This window comes from Paenibacillus tritici (genome assembly GCF_018207515.1).
Taxonomy (GTDB): domain Bacteria; phylum Bacillota; class Bacilli; order Paenibacillales; family Paenibacillaceae; genus Paenibacillus_AQ; species Paenibacillus_AQ tritici.
In genome coordinates, this window is the sequence record NZ_CP073365.1 from 1,778,854 (window position 1) to 1,803,073 (window position 24,220).

Annotated in this window: 21 protein-coding genes; 19 read left to right on the forward strand and 2 right to left on the reverse strand. The window is 53.2% G+C overall.

Going from position 1 to position 24,220, the window contains the following annotated elements; all coding sequences use genetic code 11:
• Window positions 1-27: 27 nt before the first annotated feature.
• The 3 genes from KDC22_RS07580 to ilvB are packed head-to-tail and all read left to right on the forward strand — an operon-like array spanning window position 28 to window position 4,027.
• Complete coding sequence (locus KDC22_RS07580) at window positions 28-1,278, forward strand: molybdopterin molybdotransferase MoeA (RefSeq protein WP_211722592.1); 1,251 nt, start codon at window positions 28-30, stop codon at window positions 1,276-1,278.
• Window positions 1,279-1,303: 25 nt separating this feature from the next.
• Entirely contained in the window at window positions 1,304-2,320 is a 1,017-nt protein-coding gene (moaA, locus tag KDC22_RS07585; protein WP_211722593.1) for a GTP 3',8-cyclase MoaA, read from the forward strand.
• A 30-nt stretch (window positions 2,321-2,350) separates the two neighbouring features.
• On the forward strand, window positions 2,351-4,027 hold the full coding sequence (ilvB, locus tag KDC22_RS07590) for a biosynthetic-type acetolactate synthase large subunit (RefSeq protein WP_211722594.1): 1,677 nt from the start codon (window positions 2,351-2,353) through the stop codon (window positions 4,025-4,027).
• A gap of 255 nt (window positions 4,028-4,282) precedes the next feature.
• On the opposite strand, the gene KDC22_RS07595 is transcribed toward ilvB, so the two are convergent.
• On the reverse strand, window positions 4,283-4,996 hold the full coding sequence (locus KDC22_RS07595; protein ID WP_211722595.1) for a YwiC-like family protein: 714 nt from the start codon (window positions 4,994-4,996) through the stop codon (window positions 4,283-4,285).
• Between the two features lie 185 nt (window positions 4,997-5,181).
• Between KDC22_RS07595 and mobB the strand changes: the two genes are divergently transcribed.
• The 16 genes from mobB (at window position 5,182) to KDC22_RS07675 (ending at window position 21,073) form a co-directional block, all read left to right on the forward strand.
• Window positions 5,182-5,751 carry a molybdopterin-guanine dinucleotide biosynthesis protein B gene (mobB, locus tag KDC22_RS07600; RefSeq protein WP_211722596.1) on the forward strand — a complete coding sequence of 190 codons (570 nt, stop codon included), beginning with the start codon at window positions 5,182-5,184 and terminating at the stop codon, window positions 5,749-5,751.
• A 25-nt stretch (window positions 5,752-5,776) separates the two neighbouring features.
• Window positions 5,777-6,385 (forward strand): molybdenum cofactor guanylyltransferase, encoded by a 609-nt coding sequence (gene mobA / locus KDC22_RS07605; RefSeq protein ID WP_211722597.1) that lies wholly within the window; start codon window positions 5,777-5,779, stop codon window positions 6,383-6,385.
• A 4-nt stretch (window positions 6,386-6,389) separates the two neighbouring features.
• Window positions 6,390-6,875 carry a molybdenum cofactor biosynthesis protein MoaE gene (locus KDC22_RS07610; protein ID WP_211722598.1) on the forward strand — a complete coding sequence of 162 codons (486 nt, stop codon included), beginning with the start codon at window positions 6,390-6,392 and terminating at the stop codon, window positions 6,873-6,875.
• Between the two features lie 50 nt (window positions 6,876-6,925).
• Window positions 6,926-7,633: a DNA alkylation repair protein gene (locus KDC22_RS07615; RefSeq protein ID WP_211722599.1), complete on the forward strand. Its 708-nt coding sequence runs from the start codon at window positions 6,926-6,928 to the stop codon at window positions 7,631-7,633.
• A 106-nt stretch (window positions 7,634-7,739) separates the two neighbouring features.
• Entirely contained in the window at window positions 7,740-8,231 is a 492-nt protein-coding gene (locus KDC22_RS07620; RefSeq protein WP_211722600.1) for a pyridoxamine 5'-phosphate oxidase family protein, read from the forward strand.
• A 292-nt stretch (window positions 8,232-8,523) separates the two neighbouring features.
• Window positions 8,524-9,081 (forward strand): RNA polymerase sigma factor, encoded by a 558-nt coding sequence (locus KDC22_RS07625; protein WP_246553374.1) that lies wholly within the window; start codon window positions 8,524-8,526, stop codon window positions 9,079-9,081.
• Entirely contained in the window at window positions 9,063-10,217 is a 1,155-nt protein-coding gene (locus KDC22_RS07630) for a DUF4367 domain-containing protein (RefSeq protein ID WP_211722602.1), read from the forward strand. Before KDC22_RS07625 ends, KDC22_RS07630 begins: the two co-directional genes overlap by 19 nt.
• Window positions 10,218-10,249: 32 nt before the next feature.
• The gene (locus tag KDC22_RS07635; RefSeq protein ID WP_211722603.1) at window positions 10,250-11,125 is read left to right on the forward strand and encodes a hypothetical protein; all 876 of its coding nucleotides are present in this window, start codon (window positions 10,250-10,252) and stop codon (window positions 11,123-11,125) included.
• Window positions 11,126-11,371: 246 nt separating this feature from the next.
• A complete protein-coding gene (locus KDC22_RS07640) occupies window positions 11,372-12,715 on the forward strand; it encodes an ABC transporter substrate-binding protein (RefSeq protein WP_211722604.1) in 1,344 nt (447 codons plus the stop codon).
• 166 nt (window positions 12,716-12,881) lie between these two features.
• On the forward strand, window positions 12,882-13,844 hold the full coding sequence (locus KDC22_RS07645) for a carbohydrate ABC transporter permease (RefSeq protein ID WP_211722605.1): 963 nt from the start codon (window positions 12,882-12,884) through the stop codon (window positions 13,842-13,844).
• Complete coding sequence (locus KDC22_RS07650) at window positions 13,841-14,689, forward strand: carbohydrate ABC transporter permease (protein ID WP_173131078.1); 849 nt, start codon at window positions 13,841-13,843, stop codon at window positions 14,687-14,689. Before KDC22_RS07645 ends, KDC22_RS07650 begins: the two co-directional genes overlap by 4 nt.
• Window positions 14,690-14,889: 200 nt before the next feature.
• On the forward strand, window positions 14,890-16,653 hold the full coding sequence (locus KDC22_RS07655; protein WP_211722606.1) for a sensor histidine kinase: 1,764 nt from the start codon (window positions 14,890-14,892) through the stop codon (window positions 16,651-16,653).
• A 43-nt stretch (window positions 16,654-16,696) separates the two neighbouring features.
• The gene (locus KDC22_RS07660; RefSeq protein WP_173131085.1) at window positions 16,697-18,301 is read left to right on the forward strand and encodes a response regulator transcription factor; all 1,605 of its coding nucleotides are present in this window, start codon (window positions 16,697-16,699) and stop codon (window positions 18,299-18,301) included.
• Between the two features lie 140 nt (window positions 18,302-18,441).
• A complete protein-coding gene (locus KDC22_RS07665; RefSeq protein ID WP_211722607.1) occupies window positions 18,442-19,524 on the forward strand; it encodes a Gfo/Idh/MocA family protein in 1,083 nt (360 codons plus the stop codon).
• A gap of 142 nt (window positions 19,525-19,666) precedes the next feature.
• On the forward strand, window positions 19,667-20,074 hold the full coding sequence (locus KDC22_RS07670; protein ID WP_211722608.1) for a DUF4073 domain-containing protein: 408 nt from the start codon (window positions 19,667-19,669) through the stop codon (window positions 20,072-20,074).
• A gap of 318 nt (window positions 20,075-20,392) precedes the next feature.
• Entirely contained in the window at window positions 20,393-21,073 is a 681-nt protein-coding gene (locus tag KDC22_RS07675; RefSeq protein WP_211722609.1) for a hypothetical protein, read from the forward strand.
• Window positions 21,074-21,656: 583 nt separating this feature from the next.
• Here the strand turns inward: KDC22_RS07675 and KDC22_RS07680 are convergent.
• Window positions 21,657-24,035 (reverse strand): ABC transporter ATP-binding protein/permease, encoded by a 2,379-nt coding sequence (locus KDC22_RS07680; RefSeq protein WP_211722610.1) that lies wholly within the window; start codon window positions 24,033-24,035, stop codon window positions 21,657-21,659.
• Window positions 24,036-24,220 lie beyond the last annotated feature (185 nt).

The following is a 24,220-nucleotide window of genomic DNA, read 5'->3' on the forward strand; positions in this document are numbered from 1 at the left end:
TCCAGTCCGGCACCGGGTTAGGAGCAGATGAAGGTGGAGAAGACGAGAACGCCGGTTACTGTAGCAGAAGCTGTATTCCGGGTTACCGATAGAGTATGCCGCACAGGTACAGAGAGAGTCCCGCTTGACGCAAGTTATGGACGCATACTGGCGCAGCCGCTCACGGCAACCCATGATGTTCCGCATTTCACCCGTTCCCCGTATGACGGATATGCTATTGCTTCGGCAGATTCTGCCGGTGCTTCCGGCAGCAGCCGGGTCAGCTTCACGGTGGTAGATCATATAGGCGCCGGGGAAGTCTCACAGGCTGTGATCGGCCGCCATGAAGCGGTCCGCCTGATGACGGGGGCAGCGCTCCCGGATGGGGCGGATGCGGTAGTCATGTTTGAGCAGGCCGTGTCCACGGGGCAGACGTTTACGATCCGCAAGGCTTTTGCGCCGCAGGAGAATCTGTCTCTGCAGGGTGAGGATATGCAGGCAGGGGAGATGGTGATTCCGGCAGGCCGCTTCATTCATCCCGGAGTGATCGCGCTGCTTGCTACCTTCGGTTACGCGGAGGTGGAGACGGGGAGACGGCCGGTTGTAGGGATTCTGTCCACGGGAACCGAGCTGCTGGCTGTGAATGCACCGCTGGTCCCCGGCAAAATCCGTAACAGCAACGGGCCGATGATTGCCGCCCAGCTCGCCCGGATGGGGATCCCTTACCGGATGTATGATACGGAAGCGGACCAGCTCGAAGATTGCCTGCTGACAGTCCGCCGGGCCATGGCTGAAACCGACTGTCTGATCACAACGGGCGGAGTGTCGGTTGGAGATTATGACTACCTGCCGGAGATTTACAAGCGCCTCGGGGCTGAGGTGTTGTTCAACAAGGTGGCGATGCGCCCGGGCAGCGTGACAACAGTGGCAGTTGCCGGGGATACCTTCCTGTTCGGACTGTCCGGCAATCCTTCGGCGTGCTTCACCGGCTTCGAGCTGTTCGTCAGACCTGCCCTGCTCCGGATGATGGGAGCGGACAACCTGTATCTGCCTCATACGACGGCCCTGCTGGCAGAGGATGTGCCGAAGGCCAATCCGTTCACCCGGTTCATCCGGGCGGTCTATGACGGGACCACGGTACGGCCCGCCGGCTTCAATAAGTCGGGTGCAGTATCGTCGATTGCACGCGGGAACTCCCTGATCGTGCTGCCGGGCGGGACAAGAGGTTATGCTTCAGGAGATAAGGTGGATGTCCTGCTGCTGGGCACTGAAGAAGGTACGGATGAATGGGGACTCTAAGGCTACCGGAAGGAGATAGACGCACATGAATACTCATCCACTACAGGATCAGCTGCGGCGGCCTATCCATGATCTGCGGATATCGGTCACCGACCGGTGCAATTTCCGCTGCTCCTACTGCATGCCGAAGGAGATATTCGGTGAGGATTATGCCTTCCTCCCGGCCAGCGAGCTGCTTACCTTCGATGAAATCTGCCGGTTGACCAGGCTGTTCGTCTCGCTGGGTGTCAGCAAAATCCGCCTGACCGGAGGCGAACCGCTGATGCGGCCTAATCTGCCTGAGCTGGTCACCCGAATCTCCGCTACGCCCGGTGTAGAGGATATGGGACTGACGACGAACGGGGTCCTGCTAGGCAGACAGGCGGCGCCGTTGTACGCGGCGGGCCTGCGCAGACTGAATGTCAGCCTGGATGCCCTGGACCCTGAGCTGTTCGGCAGAATGAACGGGCGCGGCTTCAAGCCGGGAAGCATTCTCCAGGCGATTGATCAGGCGGCCGCCGCCGGGTTCGAGGTCAAAGTGAATATGGTCGTCCAAAGAGGTGTGAATGAATCGGAGATTCTGCCGATGGCCGCCTACTTCAAGAGGCGGAAGATCACACTGCGCTTCATCGAATTCATGGATGCCGGCAACGATAACGGCTGGAGCTATGATAAGGTCGTTACCAAAAAAGAAATACTGCAGCAGCTGCAAAACGTCTATACGCTGGAAGCCCTGGAGCAGAATTACACCGGCGAAGTCGCACAGCGTTATGGCTATCAGGGAAGTGTGGGCGGGGTCGGCTTCATCACCTCCGTGTCCGAATCCTTCTGCTCCACCTGTTCGCGGGCCCGGCTGTCTTCCGACGGCAAATTGTATACCTGCCTGTTTGCTTCTGAGGGCTTCGACCTCAGGACCATGCTGCGCAGGGGGGCCAGTGATGCAAGTCTGCTGGCAGCGATCAGGCAGGTATGGGAACAGCGCAGCGACCGTTATTCCGACGAACGGACGGAGCAGACCCGCAGAAGCAAGGCCAAGATTGGCATGTCCTATATTGGAGGATAATTTTTGTATGACAGGAGACGAATCGTACCTATGAACGGAGCAGAGCTGCTGATTGAGCTGCTGATCGGGAAGAAAGTGGAGACCCTGTTCGGCTACCCCGGCGGAGCCGTATTGCCTTTATATGATGCACTATATGATAATGACCGGATTCAGCATGTGCTGGTCCGGCATGAGCAGGCTGCGGTCCATGCAGCGGACGGATATGCAAGAGCCACGGGGCGTCCGGGGGTGGCCCTCGTAACCAGTGGTCCCGGAGCCACCAATGCGGTCACCGGCATTGCCACAGCATTCATGGATTCTGTTCCGTTGATTGTGCTTACCGGCCAGGTAGCCACTGATCTCATTGGTCTGGATAGCTTCCAGGAAGTGGATATTTACGGAATGACCATGCCGGTCACCAAGCATAATTATATTGTCAGGGACATTGCCGATCTTCCCAGGATCGTACACGAAGCCTTCCATGTAGCGACCACAGGAAGACCGGGTCCGGTCCTGATTGATCTGCCGAAGAATGTCATGAATGCAGCGTACACCGGGGAGAATGGGGCAGCGGCACAGAGTGCCCCGCCAAGCATAAGAGGCTATCAGCCCGATCCGTCCATTGACCCTGCGGATATCATGCTTACGGCAGAGTGGCTGAGCCGCGCGGAGCGTCCGCTGATTCTCGCCGGCGGAGGCTGCATGCAGGGAGATACCCCTGCGCTCCTGAGGGAATTCGCCGAGCGGCATAACCTTCCTGTAGCCAGTACGCTGATGGGTCTCGGAGCGTTCCCCTCGGGACATCCCCGGCATCTGGGCATGGTCGGGATGCATGGAACAGTGGCTGCTAACCGTGCGCTGCAGGGTGCCGATGTGGTGTTATGTCTCGGAGTACGGTTCAGTGACCGTGTAACGGGTAAGCGGAAGGCGTTCTCCCCGGGCTCCTACAAAATCCAAGTGGATCTGGACACCTCGGAGCTGAACAAGAACATTCCTGTAGATCTTGCGGTAAACGGCTCATGCGAGGAGCTGCTTAGAGGAATCCGGGAACAGGTACATACCGCGGAGCGTTCAGCCTGGGATCAGCAGATTATGACCTGGCTCCATCGCCCGGTGAAGTCAAGCCGGGAACAGGAGGCTAAGCTGACTCCCCAGGAAGTGATCCGCTGCCTTCAAAAGGCTACCGCAGGCGATGCGATTATTGCCACGGATGTCGGCCAGCATCAGATCTGGACGGCGACGCATTATGAATTCTCGGAAGCCCGGTCCTTCCTGACCTCCGGCGGGCTGGGCACCATGGGGTACGGTTTGCCTGCTGCAATAGGCGCTGCCGTTGCTTTTCCGGAACGCGATGTGGTGTGTATTACAGGGGACGGCAGCTTTCAGATGAATATGCAGGAGATCATGACGGCCGTGGACCATGGCCTGAATGTCAAGGTGGCGATCCTTAAGAACGGGTATCTGGGGATGGTCAGACAATGGCAGCAGTTGTTTCTGGGCCGGCGGTATTCCTCGGTGCGGATCAGCTCGCCGGATTTCGTGGCCTTGGCGAAGTCCTTCGGCGCCCACGGGTTCCGGGCACGTACGCTGTCTGAAGCGGAGCAGATTATCCAGCTTGCGCTGCACACAGAGGGGCTGGTTGTGATGGAATTCGATATCACCGAGGAGAGCAATGTCTATCCTATTGTGCCGCCCGGCTCCAGCAATCAGGATATGATCGTAGAGTAGACAATAGACTGGCGGACATGAAGGAAGCTCCTCTGCGCGGATGACCGGCGGAAGAGCTTCCTGGTTTTTTAGAGGCTGATAAGCCGAATATAATAAGAAAAGCGATAAGGATCGGAGGGGGATTTTGGAACTGTAGGAGCGATAGCGACCGCCTTTGTCACCGGATTTTCTACCGCTAACTGCGGTTCCAAATCAAGAAATCTGGGGACAACAGCGGCCGGAAGTCCAAATATTCTCCGTAGTGACGATTAAGCTTTAGAAATATAATACAAGCACAGACACATACAACATGACGGAGAAGCCGATCTCGATGATTCCGGTACGTTTGGCGGTAATTCCTGTCCTCGGCAGAATGGCTGCCCGCAGAAGCAGGATCAGCAGCGGGACCAGCAGAGACGGGAACAGGAACAGCCCGGCTGCGGTGAACAGCAGATGATATCCCACGGAGCCGTAATAGAAGCGGGGATTGTTCCGTTCACGGATGACCGTTTTGACATAGAATGCGGTTCCGGTAAAATACAGCACAGCCAGCACGAACAGCTCGTTCACGGCCTGCCAGCTCTCTCCCCGCCCCACATAGAAGACCGGATAAATCACCAGGCAGAATGCCACAATAGCCGCGATATCATTGAGCAGGGCCCGTTCATTCTTCGTTCTGGCATAATAGAGATTTACAGCAAATAACGGCAAGAGCAGCAGCACGAACCCTAGCAGTACAGGCTGGACGATCACCAGATAGAGGGCGAACGGGACCAGCAGAATGCCGTATACCTTGAGCGGACCGGCAACCCGCGCGAATCTTCGGGTCTTCACCGCCTGTAATAACGGGAAGCTGAACAAATAGATCAGCAGCCAGCAGATAAACAGCGGAATATGTATGAATTGGCCTTTGGAGGCGGCGACTCCGAGCAGAAACGGGAGAACGAGCATTGCCCAGGCGCCGTGCTGGTTAGGGATATATTTTTTCATTGAGACATGGAGCTCCTTCCTTGAACGATCATGGGGTGTCAGGTACCAGACTCTTTAACTATACTTTTTGTGGGCGGGGAACACAGGTGATTTGAAGCACATGTGCGGCACCGGCAGAGTGGGAATGGGAAGCGGGCTGAACAATGTTATAATCGGATAGATACTCAAGAAGAGGAGTAAGCACTGTGACGAAGGAATTTCAGTATGCAGGAGCAGGAAGTCCGGTTCCTGTATTGCAAATCATAGGCTATAAGAACAGCGGCAAAACAACCCTGGCCTGCCGGCTGATCCACGCTCTATCCGCGCAAGGGATACGTGTCGGCACTGCCAAACGGGATGCCCATGATTTCCGGTTGGATGACCCGGGGACCGACAGCAGCAGGCATCTGCTGCACGGTGCGGTTGAGACTGTGCTGACCTCTTCAGAGGCCACAAGGGTCATGCGGAAGTCGGGGACTTCCCTGGAAGCCATTGCGCAGTCGATGCGCGGCAGGGTGGATCTGCTGATCGCCGAGGGGTTCAAATCTGCGGATTATCCCAAGATTGCCTTGATTCGCCGTTCAGAGGACAGGATAATGCTGCAAAAAGAAGCATCAAATATATGCCTGTGGTTAAGCTGGGAAGAGACGGCGGATAGGCATAGTGCAGCTTCCCAAGCTTGGAAGAGCCAGAATGGCCCCCCAATATTGCCGCTGCGGGATCAGGCGCTTGTATATCAAGAGATCCTCGCTCTGGCTCTGTCGCTGCTAGCTTGAATACAACCTACAGGAGGTGTCCCTTGTGCTGACAGGAATCATATTGGCGGGCGGACGGAATTCCCGGATGGAGGGCCGGAATAAAGCACTCCTGACCTATCACGGGGAACCGTTCATTGTCCGGCAGGTGAGGGAGATGCGGACCGTTTGCTCCGCGGTGATGGTGGTCACGAACGATTCTTCCCCTTATCAGGACCTTCTTCCGTCTGATATCCTGTATCTGCCGGATGTATACGCAGGGCATGGGCCGTTAAGCGGGTTTCATGCTGCTTTTGCCAGAGTGGGGACGGATTATTCCTGGGTTGTAGGCTGTGACAGCCCTAATATCTCGGCTCCGGCTGCCGCTTGGATGCTTACCCGGCTGGAGGAAGGCGGCTATGATGCGGTTCTTCCCGTAATTGACGGCAGACATCAGATGCTGCATGGGGTATACCGGACGCGTCCCGTCTTGCCAAGGATGATTGCAGGACTGGAGGCCGGACAATACCGGCTGGCAGGTCTACTGGATTCGATCTATTGGCTGGGGGTTGACCAGGACGAGCTTGCCGGGGCGGGATTCGAAGCGGAATGTGCGGCAGATGTAGATACACCCGGGCAGTATGAGCAACTGCTTGCAGCTATCGAAAGGGAGTGAGCCTATGGACAGTTCATTGTTTGAAATTACAGACCAAGCTATAATACCGGCAGAGGTATCGGATAAAGTTCTGCGCCGGGAAGCCGGAGCGATTACGTTATTCATAGGCACGGTACGGGAGTTCACGCAGGGGAAAAGAACCTTATATCTGGAATATGAAGCGTACCCGTCCATGGCTGTTGCGCAATTGAAGCGCATCGGGCAGGAAGTGCTGGAGCGTTGGCCGGATACGAAGCTTGCGGTTACCCACCGGGTAGGCAGGCTTGAGATTACCGATATCGCTGTTGTGATCGCAGTCTCCTCCCCCCACCGTAAGGCCGCTTATGAGGCGAATGAATACGTGATTGAGCGGATCAAGCAAATCGTTCCGATCTGGAAAAAAGAAATGGGAGAAGACGGCCAAGCCTGGATAGGCGATCAGCTGGGTCAAACGGTTTATCCGCAGGGACGGCCGCTATTGCCGGATGTTCCGGCAGAGGACGGGAAGTAGCGGTAGGTCTACATTTTGAAGAGAATACTCGAATAAGGAGTGTTGCACAGGTGAATGCAGAACAGGTTATGCAGGAGCTTGAAGCGCTTGGCAAGGAACGGACGAAGAAAATGTATGTCGCAAACGGCGCACGGGAACCGCTCTATGGAGTAGCTACCGGTGCCATGAAGCCGATCTTCCGGCAAACCAAAATCAATCAGCCGCTGGCTGAACAGCTATATGCCACAGGCAATTATGATGCAATGTATTTTGCCGGGATCATTGCTGATCCGAATGCCATGACGGAAGCGGACTATAACCGGTGGATGGACGGGGCTTATTTCTATATGCTGTCTGATTTCGTGGTGGCTGTAACCCTGGCTGAAGCGGATATTGCCCAGCAGGTGGCCGATGAGTGGATCAAGAGCGGGGAGGACCTCAGAATGTCGGCGGGCTGGAGCTGTTACTGCTGGCTGCTGGGAAGCCGCCCGGATCAGGAATTCTCAGAGAGCAAGCTTGCCGGTATGCTGGAGCTGGTGAGCCAGAGTATTCATCAGTCCCCGGAGCGCACCCGTTATTCAATGAACAACTTCCTGTATACCGTAGCCGTGTCCTATTCCCCGCTTCATGATCTGGCGTGTGAGACAGCCAGGCAGGTGGGACCGGTTGAGGTCGACAAGGACAAGCCGAAGAGCAAGCTCATCAACGCTTACGATAATATTCAGAAGGCTGTCGATAAAGGGCGTACCGGCTTCAAACGCAAGCATGTAAGATGCTGATCCACCGGATTGTAGTGAAATAGATAATGCTTCGCCGCTTCTGGTTAATAAATGCTATGCGTTTGGATAACCTATTCCATATCCCGGAAGAAAAGAGGCGGTTAGTATGTCTACTACACACCACAGTCACGAGGAGGCCGTTGAGACGGTCCGCAAGCTGATCAAAGGTATTGATATGGCCATGTTCACGACCATCTCAGCCGAAGGGCTGGTCTCCCGGCCCATGAAGACGCAGGAAGTTGAATTCGACGGGGATCTGTGGTTCCTGACCAAGAAGGATACCAGCAAATTCGGAGAGATCCTCTATGATCCGAGAGTGAATGTCGTATATTCCGATAAATCCTATGTCTCCATCCGTGGAACGGCCGAGATTGTGGAGGATGTGAACAAGAAGAAGGAGTTCTGGAATGCGGGGTACGAGGCGTTCCTGAAGACCGGTTACGATGACCCGGATGTGATTCTGATCAAGGTCCATGCCGAAGCAGCCGAATATTGGAAAAGCGGTAATCTGGCTGAGAAGGCGATGTACATGTTCAAACGCATCACCAATCAGGATACAGACAAGCTGAACCTCAATCAGACCGTCGAGTTGGAGTAGACGGTTCTGGAAGCAGGTTCTGCCCCGGAGACCAACAGGATGTATCTGTTGGTCTCTTTTTGTGCAACAATTTTGAAATGGAGCCGGAATAAACAGGGGAATGTTGTATTTTAGACAGGATTTTTCCCTAATCCTATGAGTTGAACAGGACGCACGCCCCGCAAGGGCGTCGTTTTTTTACATACGGATTCCGCCATAAATAAATGTCACGCTGATGGCTGCTCAGGTGTTATATCTTATAGAAACAGAAGAAAATAGAAGAATTAGAAGAATTAGAAGGAAGGAGACCAACGTGGATTCTATTGAAGAGAAGATCAGAAGAATACAGGCCGGAGAGGCCCCGCTGTTCTCAGATGTGATCAGGCTGTACCAGCAGCGGATATACCTCTACTGCTTCCGCCTGATGAACAATAAGGAAGAGGCTGAGGACGCGGTGCAGGATGTCTTTATCAAGGCTTACCAGAATATCGGGCAGTTCAGGCCGCAGACGAACCTCAGCTCCTGGCTCTACAAGATCGCTTACCACCATTGTCTGAACCTGCTGCGGCGGCAGAAATTTCAGCTTCAACTGCGCAAGCTGCTCCGGCAGGAGGTCGCGGTGGACGGCGCCGAGCAAATGGTTGAGAACCGCCTGTTCAGCGAGCCGGTCTCGGCTGCTCTGGCGAAGCTTGATGTAGAGGACCGGAATTTGTTGATTCTGCGTATTTACGAAGATAAGTCCTTTGCAGAAATAGGGGAGATTCTGGGGATAAGTACGCCTGCGGTGAGAAAAAGATATGAACGGACAAGAGGCAAGCTCAAAAAGGCTATTGAACGAAGGGAGAAACAGCTATGGGTAAAAGCGAATTGACCCCGGAGGAGCAGTTCTTGAAGGACGGAGACCGGTCTATGGATGTCAGACCTGTGGATATCCATGATCCTGTGATGGAAGCCATAGGGTTCGGCAAAATCCGTTGTACTCCTGAGCTGGAGACACCCCTGCCTGGCGGGGAGGCAATTGACATTATGCGCAGAGTTGAGACCGAAACCAGATTGGCACGGGACCGGAAGCGGATACTGCGGATGCCGGTGAGAAGCTGGGCCGCGGCGCTCATCCTGATAGTCTTGCTTGGAGGAGGGTATTCCTGGTACACCGGAGGGCCACGGCAGGCGGCCGGATTCCAGTATGAGGTGCTGCCCTACAAGCCGCTCCCAGTTACGAAGTCAGGTCTTATGATATCGTTATTGAAAGCTCCCTTAACTCCCGGTTTACCCCCCGATCCTGCTGCTTCTCAGCCCCAGCCGCGAAAGCAGCGCGAAGAGGATGAACTGTGGACTTTAAAATATAATAAGGGCTTTAATGCCATAAAAAAATTATTGCTCCCCGGAGAGTACGCTACATTTGTATTAAAACAGGATGGTCGGGAAGGACGCAGTCAGCTTGGGGTGTATCACCCGCTGATGAAATTTACGGACTATTCAGCGTTTAAAAGCAGTGCAGAGAAGCATTTAGCTCCGCATTTGAAGCAGCCGGGGTATATGCCGGACGGCTATAAGTTTGACCAGGCATGGATTCCTCCCTCTATCAAAAAGATTGAAGAGAAAGAGCTGCTTGCCGGAACCGGCGGGATCAAGCTTGGGGATGGCTTCCGGGTGATCTGGAGACGCGAGCCTGCGGGGAACATTGCCTTTAATTCCTCTTCATTAATGTACAGGAATGGTGAGAATCAGATAAATTTAAACGCCAAACGTATTGATGAAAAGGCTGAAACGGCAGAGACTCTGCTGTGGACCAAAACCACAACGATCGAGAATATTGATATTGGCGGCAAGCAGCTGATCTATCTCGAACCCTCCGGTAATGAAGACTTCAAGGTCGGGTATAAGTATAAACTGGTCTGGGCCGATCCGGAAGCGCAGATTGTCTATGATGTGACAGCCAATGCTGAGAATACCACATTGACCAAGGATGAGATTATCCGCATTGCTGCCGGTATGATGAATTAAGTATTGTACACATAAAGAAAGGTGGAAACTCAATGAATTACAGAAAAATGTTCATGGCTGTGACAAGTGTGGCACTATTAGTGGGTATAGAGTGCGGGGCTTCAGTGGAGGCGTTTGCTGCCCCATCCAGAATACAATCTGCAGCAGCCCTGCCTGCCATCAAGACGGATGTTAAAGATGTAGCGCAGGTCAGCATGGAGGAGGCTAGAGCGAAAGCGGAGCAGGAGCAGAAGAAATTCAAGAGTCTTCTGGACCAGCAAAAGAAAGCGTTAAGCGGTACTTATCAGCCTGGAGAGATCAGGTATGCGTACATTAATGACAAGGAATACCAGGCCAGTCCCATCGGCTCGTCCTATGGGAGTAACTCGTATTCACTTATATTCAGAAATTATGATGAATACGTCAAGAAGTATGCGGCAGGGAAGACCGCAATGCGTCTGGAGCTGAACCTGCTCCCGGATGGCTACAATTTTACTCTGGCAAGAATTGCACCCTATCAAACTTCTTCCGAACAGAAGCAGATATTGAACCAGGTGATTGCTGAGGGGAAGGCGTCCGGCAAAAAAATATATGTTAAGAAGCTGCAGGAGAAGCGGATTTCTATAGAGCTAATCTATACTATGGCCGCTCCGGTCAATGGAATAACTGGAGTCCTCGCTTTCAGAACCGAGCCCGCAGGGGCTGCAGGGAAGACGGTTGAATCGGAGCCTGTACAGCCGCAGTCGGAGAAACTGAAAGTCGATGGGCAAGAGGTGATATATACAGCTAACGATAAGCAGGAGCACAAGTCGGTTGTATGGATGAATGCAAAAACACATGTCAATTATATTCTCACGGAAGACCGCGGGCACCTGACCAGGGAGGAACTGCTGGCTTTGGCAAGACAGGTTATGGAGGCATCGAAATAGCCGCAGGTTCTGTTTGCTTGACAATCATCTGCTCCGTTGCGTGAAGACCTGCCGTAAAGCACCTTCAAAATTGGCCCCTATCGCTAGGATGGGGGACAACCTTGGAGGTGTTTTTGGCGTGCCCGCCGATATTATTTCCGTGAGATTTTATAAGAATTCGTGCATTGCCCTTCTATGAACTTCCAATCCATCTTGTTACTATAGCAATGTAGCAAGACAATACAGATTTATACAGGAGGGTTAAAGATGTTGAAATGGAAGCGTTCTCTTTCGGTGTTGGCCATGACAGCGATAGTAGGTACACTGGCTGCCTGCGGCGGCGGAGGAAATAAAGTGAATAATGCCGGAGCGGCTACGGAGGCACCTGCCAGCACAACTGCTGCTGCTGCTGCAACTGAAGCTCCAAGCACCAATGAACCTGTCAAGCTCCGTATTATGTGGTGGGGCTCCCAGCCGCGTCACGAAGCTACCCTGGCGGCGCTCGACTTGTATACGAAGAACAATCCGAATGTAACGTTCGAGCCGGAGTATTCCGGGATGGACGGTTATCTGGACAAATTATCTACGCAGGCTGCGGCCAACAATGCTCCTGATGTAGTACAGCTTGACCCGGGCTGGATGCCGGACTGGATGGCCCGCCAGCAATTGGCCGATCTGGCTCCTGAGGTGGATGTCAGCAAATTCGACGGGAAGCTGCTGGCCGGGGGGCAGAGGGAAGGCAAGCAGTATGCCGTGCCGCTCGGATCGGTAGCCTTCGGTATGGTATATGATAAAGCCGCGATGGATAAGCTGGGCATTGCGAATCCGGCCAACGGCTGGACCTGGGATGAATTCTTCGCCCTAGCCAAGGAATCCAAGGCCAAGCTGCCGAAGGGCCAATATTTCACCCTGGACTATGCGGGTAACTACTTCATGTATTCCGCCTATCAATATGCCAAGGGCAAAGGGCAGGTCATCACGGATGACGGTCATTTCAACGTAGATGAAGCCTCCTATCTGGAATGGACCAAGAAATTTGAAGAGCTGCGTAAGGAAGGCCTGGTTCCCCCGGCGGATGTCAATGCCTCCGATAAGGAAAATGATCCGCAGATGGACCTGCTGGCAGCAGGAAAAGTCCTGTTCCGCTATAGCTTCTCCAACAATCTGGGAACCTGGGACAGTATTAAACCAGGGGCTTATGCTCTTGTAACCATGCCGCGTGCCGAAGAAGCCGGAGGCTGGCTGAAGCCGTCGATGTACATGGCTGTCTCCAAGAATTCCAAGCATGCCGAAGAAGCCAAGAAATTCATCAACTGGTTCGTGAATGATCCGGAAGCGGCTCAAATCACCAAAACCTTCCGCGGCCTGCCGGCCAACAAGGAGAATGCCGCCCTGCTGGAAGCGAATATGAGCGATCTGGATAAAGTCGGCTTAGAACTTCTCCGTGCGACAGAGCCGGATGGCCAGACCTGGTCGGCCGGAGCCGGCGGCTGGACCAACTTCGTGGATAAAGACTGGGTGCTGGTCCGCGATCAGCTCAGCTTCGGGAAATCCACACCGGAGGAAGCCTTCAAGCAGCTTAAGGAAGCTTCGCAATCTTACGAGAAATAAGCTGTGAACTTTAAGCCCGGGCAGCCATGTCCCGGGCTTTCTTTATCAACGGGTCTCTGAATTAATCGTTATATTTTGAAAGAATTCGAGCATTGCCCTTATTTAGAAGAACCTGGGCCAATTATATACTTAAGCTATACAAATTGACCACAAGAGGTGACCACAGATGAACCGCTCCACAACCACTTTAGCCCAAGCCGCACCATCGCCCAAAAAAAGCTCCTATTTCAAAAGCCGGTGGAACGCGCCGCTTGCAGGCTATTTGTTTATTTCGCCCTGGCTGATCGGGTTTCTGGTGCTGACAGCGTATCCGTTATTCCTGTCGCTGTACTATTCGTTTACCGACTACACCCTGATGCAGCCCATGCAATGGATCGGGTCGCGCAATTACGAACGGATTTTTACAGCAGACCCCAAATTCATTCAATCCGCCAAAGTCACTGTTATGTATGTGCTTGCTTCCGTGCCCCTTAAGCTCATTGCGGCCCTGCTTGTAGCTATGGTTCTGAGCAAGGCTGTCAAAGGGATCGGCTTCTACCGCACAGCGATCTATTTCCCCTCACTCATCGGAGGCAGCATCGGGGTATCCCTGCTGTGGCGTAACATCTTCGGCGTAGACGGGATTTTCAATAAGCTGATTGCTATCTTTGGCATCGAGGGCAAAAGCTGGATTACCAATCCCGACACAGCGCTCGGCACACTGATTCTGCTCACGGTCTGGCAATTCGGCTCAACCATGGTCATCTTCCTGGCAGGACTGAAGCAGATTCCGAATGACTTGTACGAGGCTTCCTCTGTGGACGGGGCCAACAAAATCGTTCAATTCTTCCGCATCACACTGCCCATGCTGTCGCCTATCCTTTACTTCAACCTGATCATGGCCGTTATTAATGCCTTCCAGATGTTCACCTCGGCCTTTGTGATTACGAACGGCGGTCCGATGAATGCTACATATGTGTATGCCATGTACTTGTACGAACGGGCATTCAGCCGCTATGAGCTGGGCTACGCTTCCGCACTGGCCTGGATTATGCTGGTCGCCATAGTAGCCGCAACGCTCCTGATCTCCTACACCTCGAAGTATTGGGTATTCTATGAGACTGACACTGGAGGGAAAAAACGCAAATGACAACAACTCTGAACTGGAAGCCTGCACTCCGGCATGTATTCATGATTCTCTTCAGCTTCCTCATGGTCTATCCGATTGTCTGGTGGATCGGGGCATCCCTGAAGGACAGCACCGAGCTAAGCTCGCCGGGAATCTTCCCGTCCGTCCCGCAATGGGAGAACTTCACCAAGGGCTGGAATTCGGTTCCCGGACACACATTCACTGATTTCTACCTCAACACCTTCGGCCTTGAAATTATGGTGCTGATCGCAACCCTGTTATCCTGCACGCTGGTTGCCTTCGGCTTCGCCAGACTGGATTTCCCGCTGAAGAAGTTCTGGTTCTCCATCCTGATGCTGACGCTGATGATGCCGGGACAGGTGCTGATTATTCCCCAGTATGCCTTGTTCCATCAGCTAGGGTGGGTTAATACGTATTTGCCGTTTGTCGTTCCCCATCTGCTGGCAGGCGGGGCCGGGGGCAGCTTCTTCGTCTTTCTGCTGATTCAGTTTATCCGCGGTGTACCCAAGGAGCTGGATGAATCGGCCAAAATCGACGGCTGCTCATGGTTCGGGATTTTCTGGAGAGTGGTTATGCCTCTGGCGTTCCCGGCGGTGGTGACGGTGACGATCTTCTGCTTCCTGTGGAACTGGGATGACTTCCTGGGTCACCTCCTGTACATCAACACGGTTGACAAATACACGGTCGGTCTCGCGCTGCGCATGATCAATGACTCCCAATCTGCGGCCGAGTGGGGCCAGCTCCTGGCCATGTCGCTTGTCTCGATTATTCCGGCTACTCTTGTATTCATATTCCTGCAAAAGTATTTCGTGGATGGGATTGCGACAACGGGGATAAAGGGATAAGATGTTAAAAAACATCCGTCTGATAACGGTAAAGCGACAGAGCCTTATTCGCCGCTTTACCGTTTATTTCGAAATATAAGCAATTATATGTTTTACACAATAATTTATCCTTCTATTTCTCGCTGAAACGGCACCGTCCTTTGAAAGGACGGTAAAGCCGTTTCTACTTGTGTGAGCCGGAGGCGAAGGAAGGGGATAGCTTGATCAATCCTTTTAAGAAATACAGGATCGACCGACTTTTTTTTCATAGCTTTGCTATCGTTCTTATTCTGGTAATAGCCGTTACTGCATGGACCAGCTACAGCAATTCCTCCAAGGCCCTTGTACAGACCACCTCTCATTATCAGCAGCGGCTGCTGGACGAATTGAATAATGAAATCAGCACCCGGCTGGATATGATTGAGCAGATCTCACTGTCCACCTCACGGGACAACGAGCTGACGACCTTTCTGCTGAACAGGCAGGATGATTTCGAGCGGTACCGCAAGCGTGTGAGCGTTGAGAGTGCGCTCGGCAATTTGACCTATGCCATTCCGTTGATTCAGGGGATTGACCTGTATATGGATGAGCCGATGCCGAGCGACGGCCAGAGCTACATTCAATTCCGGAATATTCGTGATCTGGATAAGCAGTCCTGGGCCAGGAATCTGGTGAAAAGCGATTTCGCCTGGTCGGGGGAGCATTCCATTCCCAGCGTGCAGGGGGAGATTCCGGTTCTAAGCTTCGCCAGAAAGGTAATGAACGAGAACGACTATCTCGGTGTGCTGGTCGTCCATATTAAGGCCAAGGAGATCCGTGCGCTGCTGACCGGTAACTCCTCCGGGTCGAACCGGATCATGGCGGACAGCGGGGGGAAGCAGATTCTGAGCATCGGGGAGACGCTCGAACAGAGTGAATGGTCCAAATGGATCGATCTCAAGAGTAACAACTCAGGTTATGTCCATATTCCCGGGGATGAGAATTCCGGCAATACCCTGCTCGTCTATTCCAGAATGGACAACTCCATTTGGACGCTGCTCGAATTCACCTCCTGGAAACAGATTACGGCAAGCAGTCTGGAGCTGGCGGAATGGATTGGACTGATCGGGATTGGGGCTATTCTGCTGGTCCTGCTGCTGACGCATTATCTGAGCAAGCAATTTACCAAGCCGATCAAGCAACTTGTAAGCGCTATGAAGATATATTCTGTAGGCGGGCATAGAGAGGAGCTGCCTATAGATTACGAGAATGAATTCGGTTATTTATTCTCCGGCTACCGCAAGCAGAACGACCGTATCGAGGAGCTGTACCTGTCGCTCGAACGGCGTTATGAGCAGCAGCGCAAAGCGGAGATTGAGGCCTTGCAGGCCAATATTAATCCTCACTTCCTCTATAATATGCTGGACCAGCTCAACTGGATGGCTATTGATGCCGGACAGGATGAGCTCAGCCGGATTCTGGAGCTGATGGGCCAGATGTTCCGTATCGGCTTATCCAATGGGGCGAGCTTCATCATGATTTCTGAAGAGCTGCAGCATATTCAGTGTTATCTGGAGATCCAGCAGCTCCGCTGGGGGGACGGGCTGGAGTACCAGATTGATGTGGCACCGGAGCTTCAGGAGATCTACCTCCCTAAGCTCACCTTGCAGCCTTTCGTGGAGAATTCCATTGTGCACGGATTCAACAAGCAGCGCAGCGGTCATATCTCTATCCGCATGGCTATGTTAGAGGAAGCGGTGCAGATTATTATTGACGATAATGGAGCAGGCCTGAAGCAGCCGGAGGAGCGGCCGAGGAGCCGCCGCACCGGCGGCTATGGCATACGTAATGTGAGAGAGCGGATTGCCGGATATTTCGGCAATGAGTACGGGGTTACGCTGAAGGAGCGTGAAGAAGGCGGGACCCGGGTGGAGATTATTCTGCCGCTGCTCACAGAGGCTCCGGCACAGACACTGACGGCTTCGCTGGCTGCGAAAGAAGGCTGATACCGCTGCTGCGGGGATGTAGAAGCTTAAGGAGGCACAGATAATGTGGAAGATCGCTATTATTGACGATGAGCGCCAGGTACTTCAGGGAATGAAGCGGGCGATTCCATGGGAGGAGCTGGGTGCAGAATGGGCCGGTGAGGCGCTTAACGGGGGAGACGGGCTTACGATGATCCGAGCAGCCAGCCCGGACATTGTGATCACCGATATCTATATGCCGGTGATGAGTGGCCTGGAGATGATGGAGCAATTAAGGAACGAGGGCTTCAAGGGCAAAATTATTATTTTGAGCGGATATTCGGACTTTGAGCATGCCAGGCAAGCCCTCAGGCTTCAGGTCAGTGACTATGTCTCCAAGCCGATCAGTCTGCCCACGCTCCGAACGATTCTGTCCAAGGTCATTGCGGAGCTGGTCAAAGAGCAGGAGAAGCGGACCCGGCAAGGAGAGCTTGAGCTGAAGATGATGTTATACGAGCCGTTTGTCGAGAAGGAATGGGTTCGTTCGGCAGCAGTCGGCACGCTGGACCCTGCGTACCGCAACAATACCCATCTTCCGTCTTCGTATCATTATTGGCTGGAACGCCGCCATGCCACGATCGGAATCGAGCTGATCCGCGATGACAGGGCGAGTTCCTTCTCGGTCTCTGACTGGAATCTGTTTCGCTTTGCGGTCAGCAATATTGCCTGTGAGGTAACGCGCAAGCATTTTGCCAACATGGAATATACGGAGCTGAACAGCAACAGGGCATTATTGATTATTCATCCCGATGCAGAATGCACGCAGCAGCTTGAGGAGCTGGCGACCCGGCTGATTGACAGCATCAGCTCGTATCTTCGGCTGATGGTCCGCATAGGTATAGGAGGACTGAAGGATACGTGGACGAAGATCCCCGAATCGACGGAAGAGGCCTTCCGCGCCATGGATCACGGAGCTCTGCGGATCAGCCCGGCTTATGAAGTGTACTGCTACCGGGAGAGTCACAGCAGCGGGCAGGACCGGGGAGTCCTCTTCCCGGTCAAGTTCTCTTATAAGCTGGCCGCTGCAATGAAGGCTTCACAGGAGGCTGAGGCACAACAGCTTGTATACGGTTACATCGCGGAGCTGCAAGCGCAGCAAGGGGTCTCCGCCAGCTACGTGCAGATGCTCGGCAGTGAACTGTGGGGAATTATTGCCTACGCCTTATATGAATCAGGATTCGTGCTCGATGACCTGTTCACCAATGATCAGATCGCCCAGGAGATCGGCAACCTGGCCGTGCCGGATCAGCTGGCAGGCTGGTTATCCGCCAAGATCACAGCGATCTGTGCCAGCCGCCAATGGAAGGGCAGCAGCAAGCACAGGCAGATTGTTGATTTCATGACGAACTATATCCATGAGCATTATGCCGAGGAGCTTACGCTGGCCGATCTTTCGGATAAGGTGTTCATCTCCCGGAATCATTTGTCGATTATCTTCAAGAATATCACCGGGGAGACATTCAACAACTACCTGACCCGGGTACGGATTGAGAAGGCCAGAGAGCTGCTCATGGAACGCAATATGCTGGTCTATGAAGTGGCGGAACGGGTAGGCTACAAGAACATTCCTTATTTCAGCACACTATTCAAAAAGATCACCGGTATGAACCCGACAGAGCTGATCAAATGAATGCGCCTAATGAAGTCCTATGGCATTGGCGGGACGGCCGGTCCTGCCATGGGCAAAAGATCATAGCCCGGGTTCAAGGAGATAGAGCGTACTTACTGTAGTACAGCATCATCACACCAGTTCACAGGGGAGGACAGGTTATGTCCGTAACATTCAGTATTATCGGCGGGGCCGGTTTCCGTGCACAATATTATCTCAGAATTGCCCGCTCGTTGCCGGACCGCTTCCGGATTGGCGGCCTTGTGGTAAGGGACCTGGCCAAAGGGAAGGCCATGGAAGCGGCATGGGGCGTTCAGACATATCGTTCCCTTGAAGAGCTGCTCAGGAACGAGGACCCGGACTTTGTCGTTGTCTCGGTCAGCGGTCAGGCTTCCCTGGACTATTTGTACCGCTTGGCGTCTCTGGGCCTTCCCGCGCTGACGGAGACACCGCCTGCCTCAGGCCTGGAAGAGCTGGAGCAGCTGCATAAGGAGGTGACCCGGCACGGGGCGTGGATTCAAGTCGCCGAGCAGTATCCTTACCATCCTGTTCAAGAAGCGAGACTGTCGCTGATCCGTTCAGGCAGGCTCGGCAGAATCACAGAAACGACGGTCTCCGTGTCGCATCTCTATCATGGAGCAAGCATGATCCGCAAGATGCTCGGCATCGGGTTCGAGGAGGCCACCATCCGGGGGATGCGGTTCGCCTCCAGCTGGGTGGGCGGCCCGACCCGGAGCGGTCCTCCGGCTGAAGACAAGCTGATTCCGCTACAGCGGGATCTGGCCTGGCTGGATTTCGGGGACCGGCTGGGTATTTACGATTTCACCAAGGATCAGCACCGCTCCTGGACACGCTCGAATCATCTCTCCGTACGCGGCGAGCGGGGGGAGATCTTCGACAACCGCGTGCTGATCCAGCAGGATAATCTGGTGCCGCTGCAAATGGAGCTGAGACGCATCAACAAAGGGGAGCAGGAGAATGCAGAGGGCTATTACCTGCAAGGGATTATCTGCGGTGAACAATGGGTCTATAATAACCCGTTCACTCCTGCCCGGCTGTATGATGATGAGATTGCCATTGCCACCTGCCTGGACCAAATGGCCAGCTACTCCGCAGGCGGCCCGGGATTCTACGGACTGGAGCAAGCCTCGCAGGATGCCTATCTCGGACTGATGATTGACAAGGCGATTCAGACCGGCGAGACGGTGAGAACTGAGCGGATGTGCTGGGCGGAGGACAGGTAAGCGACGCTGCGCTGGTGCAATTAATCAGAAATTTCATAATAAAATAACCAAATTCAGGAATATCTCTGCGAAATCAGATATATTATGATCTATGTCACATCGCTGTGTGATTATCATTTGATAATTTGTGGAGGTTGAAATAATGCGGGGAACGGTTAACAAATACATCCGTCTATCTTTAATTGGAGTTCTTTTTACCGGTACAGTCGGTACAGCCAGTCTGGGAGTCCATTCGCTGAAGGCTTATGCGTCGGATGAGTTCATTGCAGCAGGGCATAGCTCACCTTCGTCCATGACCCTGTTCTCTCAGCCGCCCTGGCCGCCCAATGTAACTGCAGATGATGAAGCCAACACTATCATAGGTGCGAACGAGAAGATGGAGTATTCCACTGACGAAGGCTTGAACTGGACCGCCTATGATCCGCTCTGCCCGCCGGTCTTCTGCGGCGACCTGACGGTGCAGGTGCGGATCGCAGGAGACAGCGTGAATTATATTCCGGCCGGATTTATCAAAACGCTGACGTTTACAGCGGATACGCCGGATGTCTGATACGGCAGTTTAGCGGACGCACCCCGTACACCGAAATTAGCGAGTATAGCGTAGCGGACTGCGGATTAATGTTAGGTGCGGCTTTAAGGCTATCTATCAATTGAACAATTATGTTCCCTCGCCATATCTAATCACGATTCCGTCCGTCACAGGACGGGGGCGATGTCATTGACGCTGGCAGCAACAGACACTATAATCTATAAAAACGGATGAAGCACATCCCGTACCCATGGTTTGTTGGGTGCGGGATTTTTTGTTTTTTTAGGGCACAGTACGGTTCCACGTTTTGCGGATGATGTACAGAGGAGGATGAAGGGAATGGCTTTTGCAGAAGAGCATCACAAATGGCTGGAGTATCATAAGAAACGGAGAGCAGGGGAGCGTAAGGACCGGCTGGAGCGGGGACACCGGCATGGCGAGCAAATGTTTGTGGAGCGGGTGTGGTGGCCGATTTTTGGTAACATGGATGATCTTCACCCGGAGTATGAGGTTGCGGATTGGCGGGGGATGCCCTATTTCGTTGATTTTGTATGGAAGCAGGGACAGGTGAAGTTTGCTATTGAGGTCAAGGGCTATGGCCCGCATGTGGCCAAGACGGACAGGACCCGTTACCGCCAGGAGCTAAATCGAGAGACGTATTTGCAAATTGCCGGGTATCGGATCGTCGCAGTCCCTTACGATGAGCTGGAAGCCGCACCGGAGCTGATCATCTCTCTGTTAAAAGCTCTGCTCACTCCATGTTTGCTGAAAAATATGGCTGAGGGAAGCCGTCCGTTTACGAGGATCGAAGCCGACATTCTGCGGATGGCAAGCCGGAAGAATGGTTATCTCAAACCTGTGGATGTGGTGAGGGGGCTTGGGCTTGATCCCCGTACAGTAAGAAAATACTTGAATGCTTTGTGTGAGAAAGGCAAGCTCAAACCAATCTTGCAGCAAGGCAGTAATAGAGTGTGCCGGTATGAGCTTATTCCATCCTTTACGGATAATGAGCTATGGTAGCTAGCCTGAGTTACCCTCCCTGAATCCGCCGAAAGCAGGCGGAAGGAGAAAAGGAGAGGGATAAATCCCTCTGAATCCGCCAAAAGCGGGCGGAAGGAGGAAAGGAGAGGGATAAATCCCTCTGAATCCGCCGAAAGGGGGCGGAAAGAGAACAGGAGAGGGATAAATCCCTCTGAATCCGCCAAAAGCGGGCGGAAGGAGGAAAGGAGAGGGATAAATCCCTCTGAATCCGCCAAAAGGGGGCGGAAAGAGAAAAGGAGAGGGATAAATCCCTCTGAATCCGCCGAAAGCGGGCGGAAGGAGAAAAGGAGAGGGATAAATCCCTCTGAATCCGCCAAAAGCGGGCGGAAGGATGAAAGGAGAGGGATAAATCCCTCTGAATCCGCCGAAAGCGGGCGGAAGGAGGAAAGGAGAGGGATAAATCCCTCTGAATCCGCCGAAAGGGGGCGGAAGGAGGAAAGGAGAGGGATAAATCCCTCTGAATCCGCCCAAAGCAGGCGGCCAGCACACAAAAAAATCCAAAGGGATAGATTCCCCTTTGGATTCTCATCATTTCATTCAGATGAATCAGGACTAACCCTGGTTACTCACTGCGCAGCGCAGCGACCGGGTCCTTCCTCGCCGCCATTTTGGCTGGAATGGCACCGCCGAGCATCGTCAGCACGACACTGATCACACCCAGAATGAGCGCATGGAGCGGATTCAGCTGGGCGACATTCTTCAGCTCGGTCAGGTTATACAGGACGGCGTTAACCGGAATGGTCAGCAGGTAGGTAATGCCGATCCCCAGAATCCCCGAGCAAGCCCCGATAATGAAGGTCTCGGCATTGAACACCCGGGTAATATCCTTCTTCCGGGCACCCAGTGCGCGCAGTACGCCGATCTCCTTCGTACGTTCCATGACGGAAATGTAAGTGATGATCGCAATCATAATCAGCGACACCACCAGGGAAATAGCTGCAAAAGCAATCAGTACCATCGTAATCCCGTCCATAATTCCGCCGGAAATGTTGGTGACTATAGCTGCGAGGTCGGTGTACTGTACCTGAGCTTCGGCAGCCTTTCCTTCATTCCACTTGTCCAGATAAGCTGTTACGGATTCCTTGGCACTGAAATCAATCGGATAAAGCGAGACTGCGCTTGGGATATCCGTTGCTCCCAGAGCAGCAAGTGCATGTTCTTTGGTCATGGACGACATGCTGGCTGCTGCTGCCATTCCGGCATTCATGAGCGGCATCTCGCCCATTCCGGCACTGGAGCCGCCGCCTGCGATACCCTCCGACAAGGCTTGCCCTGTCAATACGTTAATATCAGATTTCTCTTGTGCGAGTACAATTTCCGATTTCTGTGCATCTGCAATGAACGTAGAGGTCAGCTCATCAGAATAGACAAGACCGGGAGACAGTGTAGAGATTCTGGACCCTTCCTGGGCACGCAGAACACCGACAATATTAAGGGTTACTGCCTTGGGGCTGTTGTAGAGGTCATTCAGATTTCCGCCGGTTGCATGGACTACAAACTGTTCACCATTTTTTTTGTAATAATCATTGTTCATGACCAGCTTAAGCGGAGTTCCGACCAGATCACTCAGATTGATACTCTTAGCTTCATAATCCAGTCCAAGCGCATTCACTGCGCCTTCGGTCAGACGGTTGTATTGATCCACGATCAGCACCAGATCCGTCTTCTCGGCCGGGAATTTCCCCTCAAGCAGATCATAATATTGCTCCAGATAGCTGCCCGAGGCACTGCCCTGTTTGCTTGGATACGGAGCTGTCGTAATCTTGCTTTTATCCAGAACCGCCGCCTTGTCCCCGTTCTTCACCAGCCAGTTCATATTCACGGTACGGGTGTAAGAGACGCCGTCAATCAGCTTGGGATCGATTCCGTCCAGATATTCAATATACTCTTTGGTCAGCACGTTCGTGTGGATGGCTGAATTCACCGTAGGGTCGTATGGATACAGCTTTTTGTCGGCCGGATAGGAAGGGAGTTCCGTAGTTTCCTGCCCCGGAGGACCTGCATTCTGCAAATTCATGGCCGTCTGGTTGATAGAAATCGGGAAGTTGGATAATGCCCCGGTTTCGTACGAGCTGATCTGTTTGTCGAAGCCATTGGACAGCGACAGAATCAGGGCAATGCCGATAATTCCGATACTGGAGGCAAAAGCGGTCAACCCCGTGCGCCATTTCTTGGTGGCAATATTTTTGCCGGATAATTTCAGGGCGGTGAAGAAGCTCATGCTCGTCTGCTTCAGCTTATAAGCACTTGAAGTCTTCTGCGTGGCCAGCGGATTGCTGTCCGAGATCGCATGACCGTCCGAGAAACGGATGACGCGGTCTGCATAATTCTCCGCCAGCTCCGGGTTATGGGTAACCATAATGACGAGCTTATCCTCCGCAATGGTCTTGATCAGCTCCATGATCTGTTCACTGGTCTCCGAATCCAGAGCGCCTGTAGGTTCATCGGCGAGGATAATATCCGGATTGTTGGCCAGCGCCCGGGCAATCGCTACACGCTGCATCTGTCCGCCCGATAGCTGATTCGGCTTTTTGTGCACATGATCCTTAAGGCCGACCTTCTCCAGTACCTCCAGCGCCTTACGGTGCTTCTCGGCTGAATCGACCCCGCTGAGCGTCATCCCCATCTCCACGTTATCCGTGATGCTCAGGTGTGAGATCAGATTATAACTCTGGAAAATAAAGCCGACACTATTATTGCGGTACGCATCCCACTCGCTGTCTTTGAAACGCTCGGTCGATTGGCCGTTAATGATCAGCTCTCCGCTGTCATACTGATCCAGTCCGCCGACGATATTGAGCAGCGTGGTCTTGCCTGATCCGCTCTGGCCCAGAATGGCGACGAATTCACTTTGTCTGAAATTGAGGTTCACTTTATCCAGCGCCACCTGTGTAAATTCACCGGTCTTATAGCTCTTGGTAATGTTTTTTAATTGCAGCATTGTCCAGTCTCCCTTTCCACTCCTGTAATCTTGTTGTTCTCTATATAGACTGCACTTGTATTTTTTCTATTATGGGATAGCCGTGACTCCAGAGAATGTTTGGCCCTCCGGCCGCTGTTGCCCCCAGATTTCTTAATTAAACCGCTGCTCGCGGTAGAAATCCGGTGACAAAGGCGGACGCTGAC

Coding starts and splice junctions, on each gene's coding strand:
- KDC22_RS07580 (WP_211722592.1), top strand. CDS start 28: ATGAAGGTGGAGAAGACGAGAACGCCGGTTACTGTAGCAGAAGCTGTA.
- moaA (WP_211722593.1), top strand. CDS start 1,304: ATGAATACTCATCCACTACAGGATCAGCTGCGGCGGCCTATCCATGAT.
- ilvB (WP_211722594.1), top strand. CDS start 2,351: ATGAACGGAGCAGAGCTGCTGATTGAGCTGCTGATCGGGAAGAAAGTG.
- KDC22_RS07595 (WP_211722595.1), bottom strand. CDS start 4,996: ATGAAAAAATATATCCCTAACCAGCACGGCGCCTGGGCAATGCTCGTT.
- KDC22_RS07610 (WP_211722598.1), top strand. CDS start 6,390: ATGGACAGTTCATTGTTTGAAATTACAGACCAAGCTATAATACCGGCA.
- KDC22_RS07620 (WP_211722600.1), top strand. CDS start 7,740: ATGTCTACTACACACCACAGTCACGAGGAGGCCGTTGAGACGGTCCGC.
- KDC22_RS07630 (WP_211722602.1), top strand. CDS start 9,063: ATGGGTAAAAGCGAATTGACCCCGGAGGAGCAGTTCTTGAAGGACGGA.
- KDC22_RS07635 (WP_211722603.1), top strand. CDS start 10,250: ATGAATTACAGAAAAATGTTCATGGCTGTGACAAGTGTGGCACTATTA.
- KDC22_RS07640 (WP_211722604.1), top strand. CDS start 11,372: ATGTTGAAATGGAAGCGTTCTCTTTCGGTGTTGGCCATGACAGCGATA.
- KDC22_RS07645 (WP_211722605.1), top strand. CDS start 12,882: ATGAACCGCTCCACAACCACTTTAGCCCAAGCCGCACCATCGCCCAAA.
- KDC22_RS07650 (WP_173131078.1), top strand. CDS start 13,841: ATGACAACAACTCTGAACTGGAAGCCTGCACTCCGGCATGTATTCATG.
- KDC22_RS07660 (WP_173131085.1), top strand. CDS start 16,697: ATGTGGAAGATCGCTATTATTGACGATGAGCGCCAGGTACTTCAGGGA.
- KDC22_RS07665 (WP_211722607.1), top strand. CDS start 18,442: ATGTCCGTAACATTCAGTATTATCGGCGGGGCCGGTTTCCGTGCACAA.
- KDC22_RS07670 (WP_211722608.1), top strand. CDS start 19,667: ATGCGGGGAACGGTTAACAAATACATCCGTCTATCTTTAATTGGAGTT.
- KDC22_RS07675 (WP_211722609.1), top strand. CDS start 20,393: ATGGCTTTTGCAGAAGAGCATCACAAATGGCTGGAGTATCATAAGAAA.
- KDC22_RS07680 (WP_211722610.1), bottom strand. CDS start 24,035: ATGCTGCAATTAAAAAACATTACCAAGAGCTATAAGACCGGTGAATTT.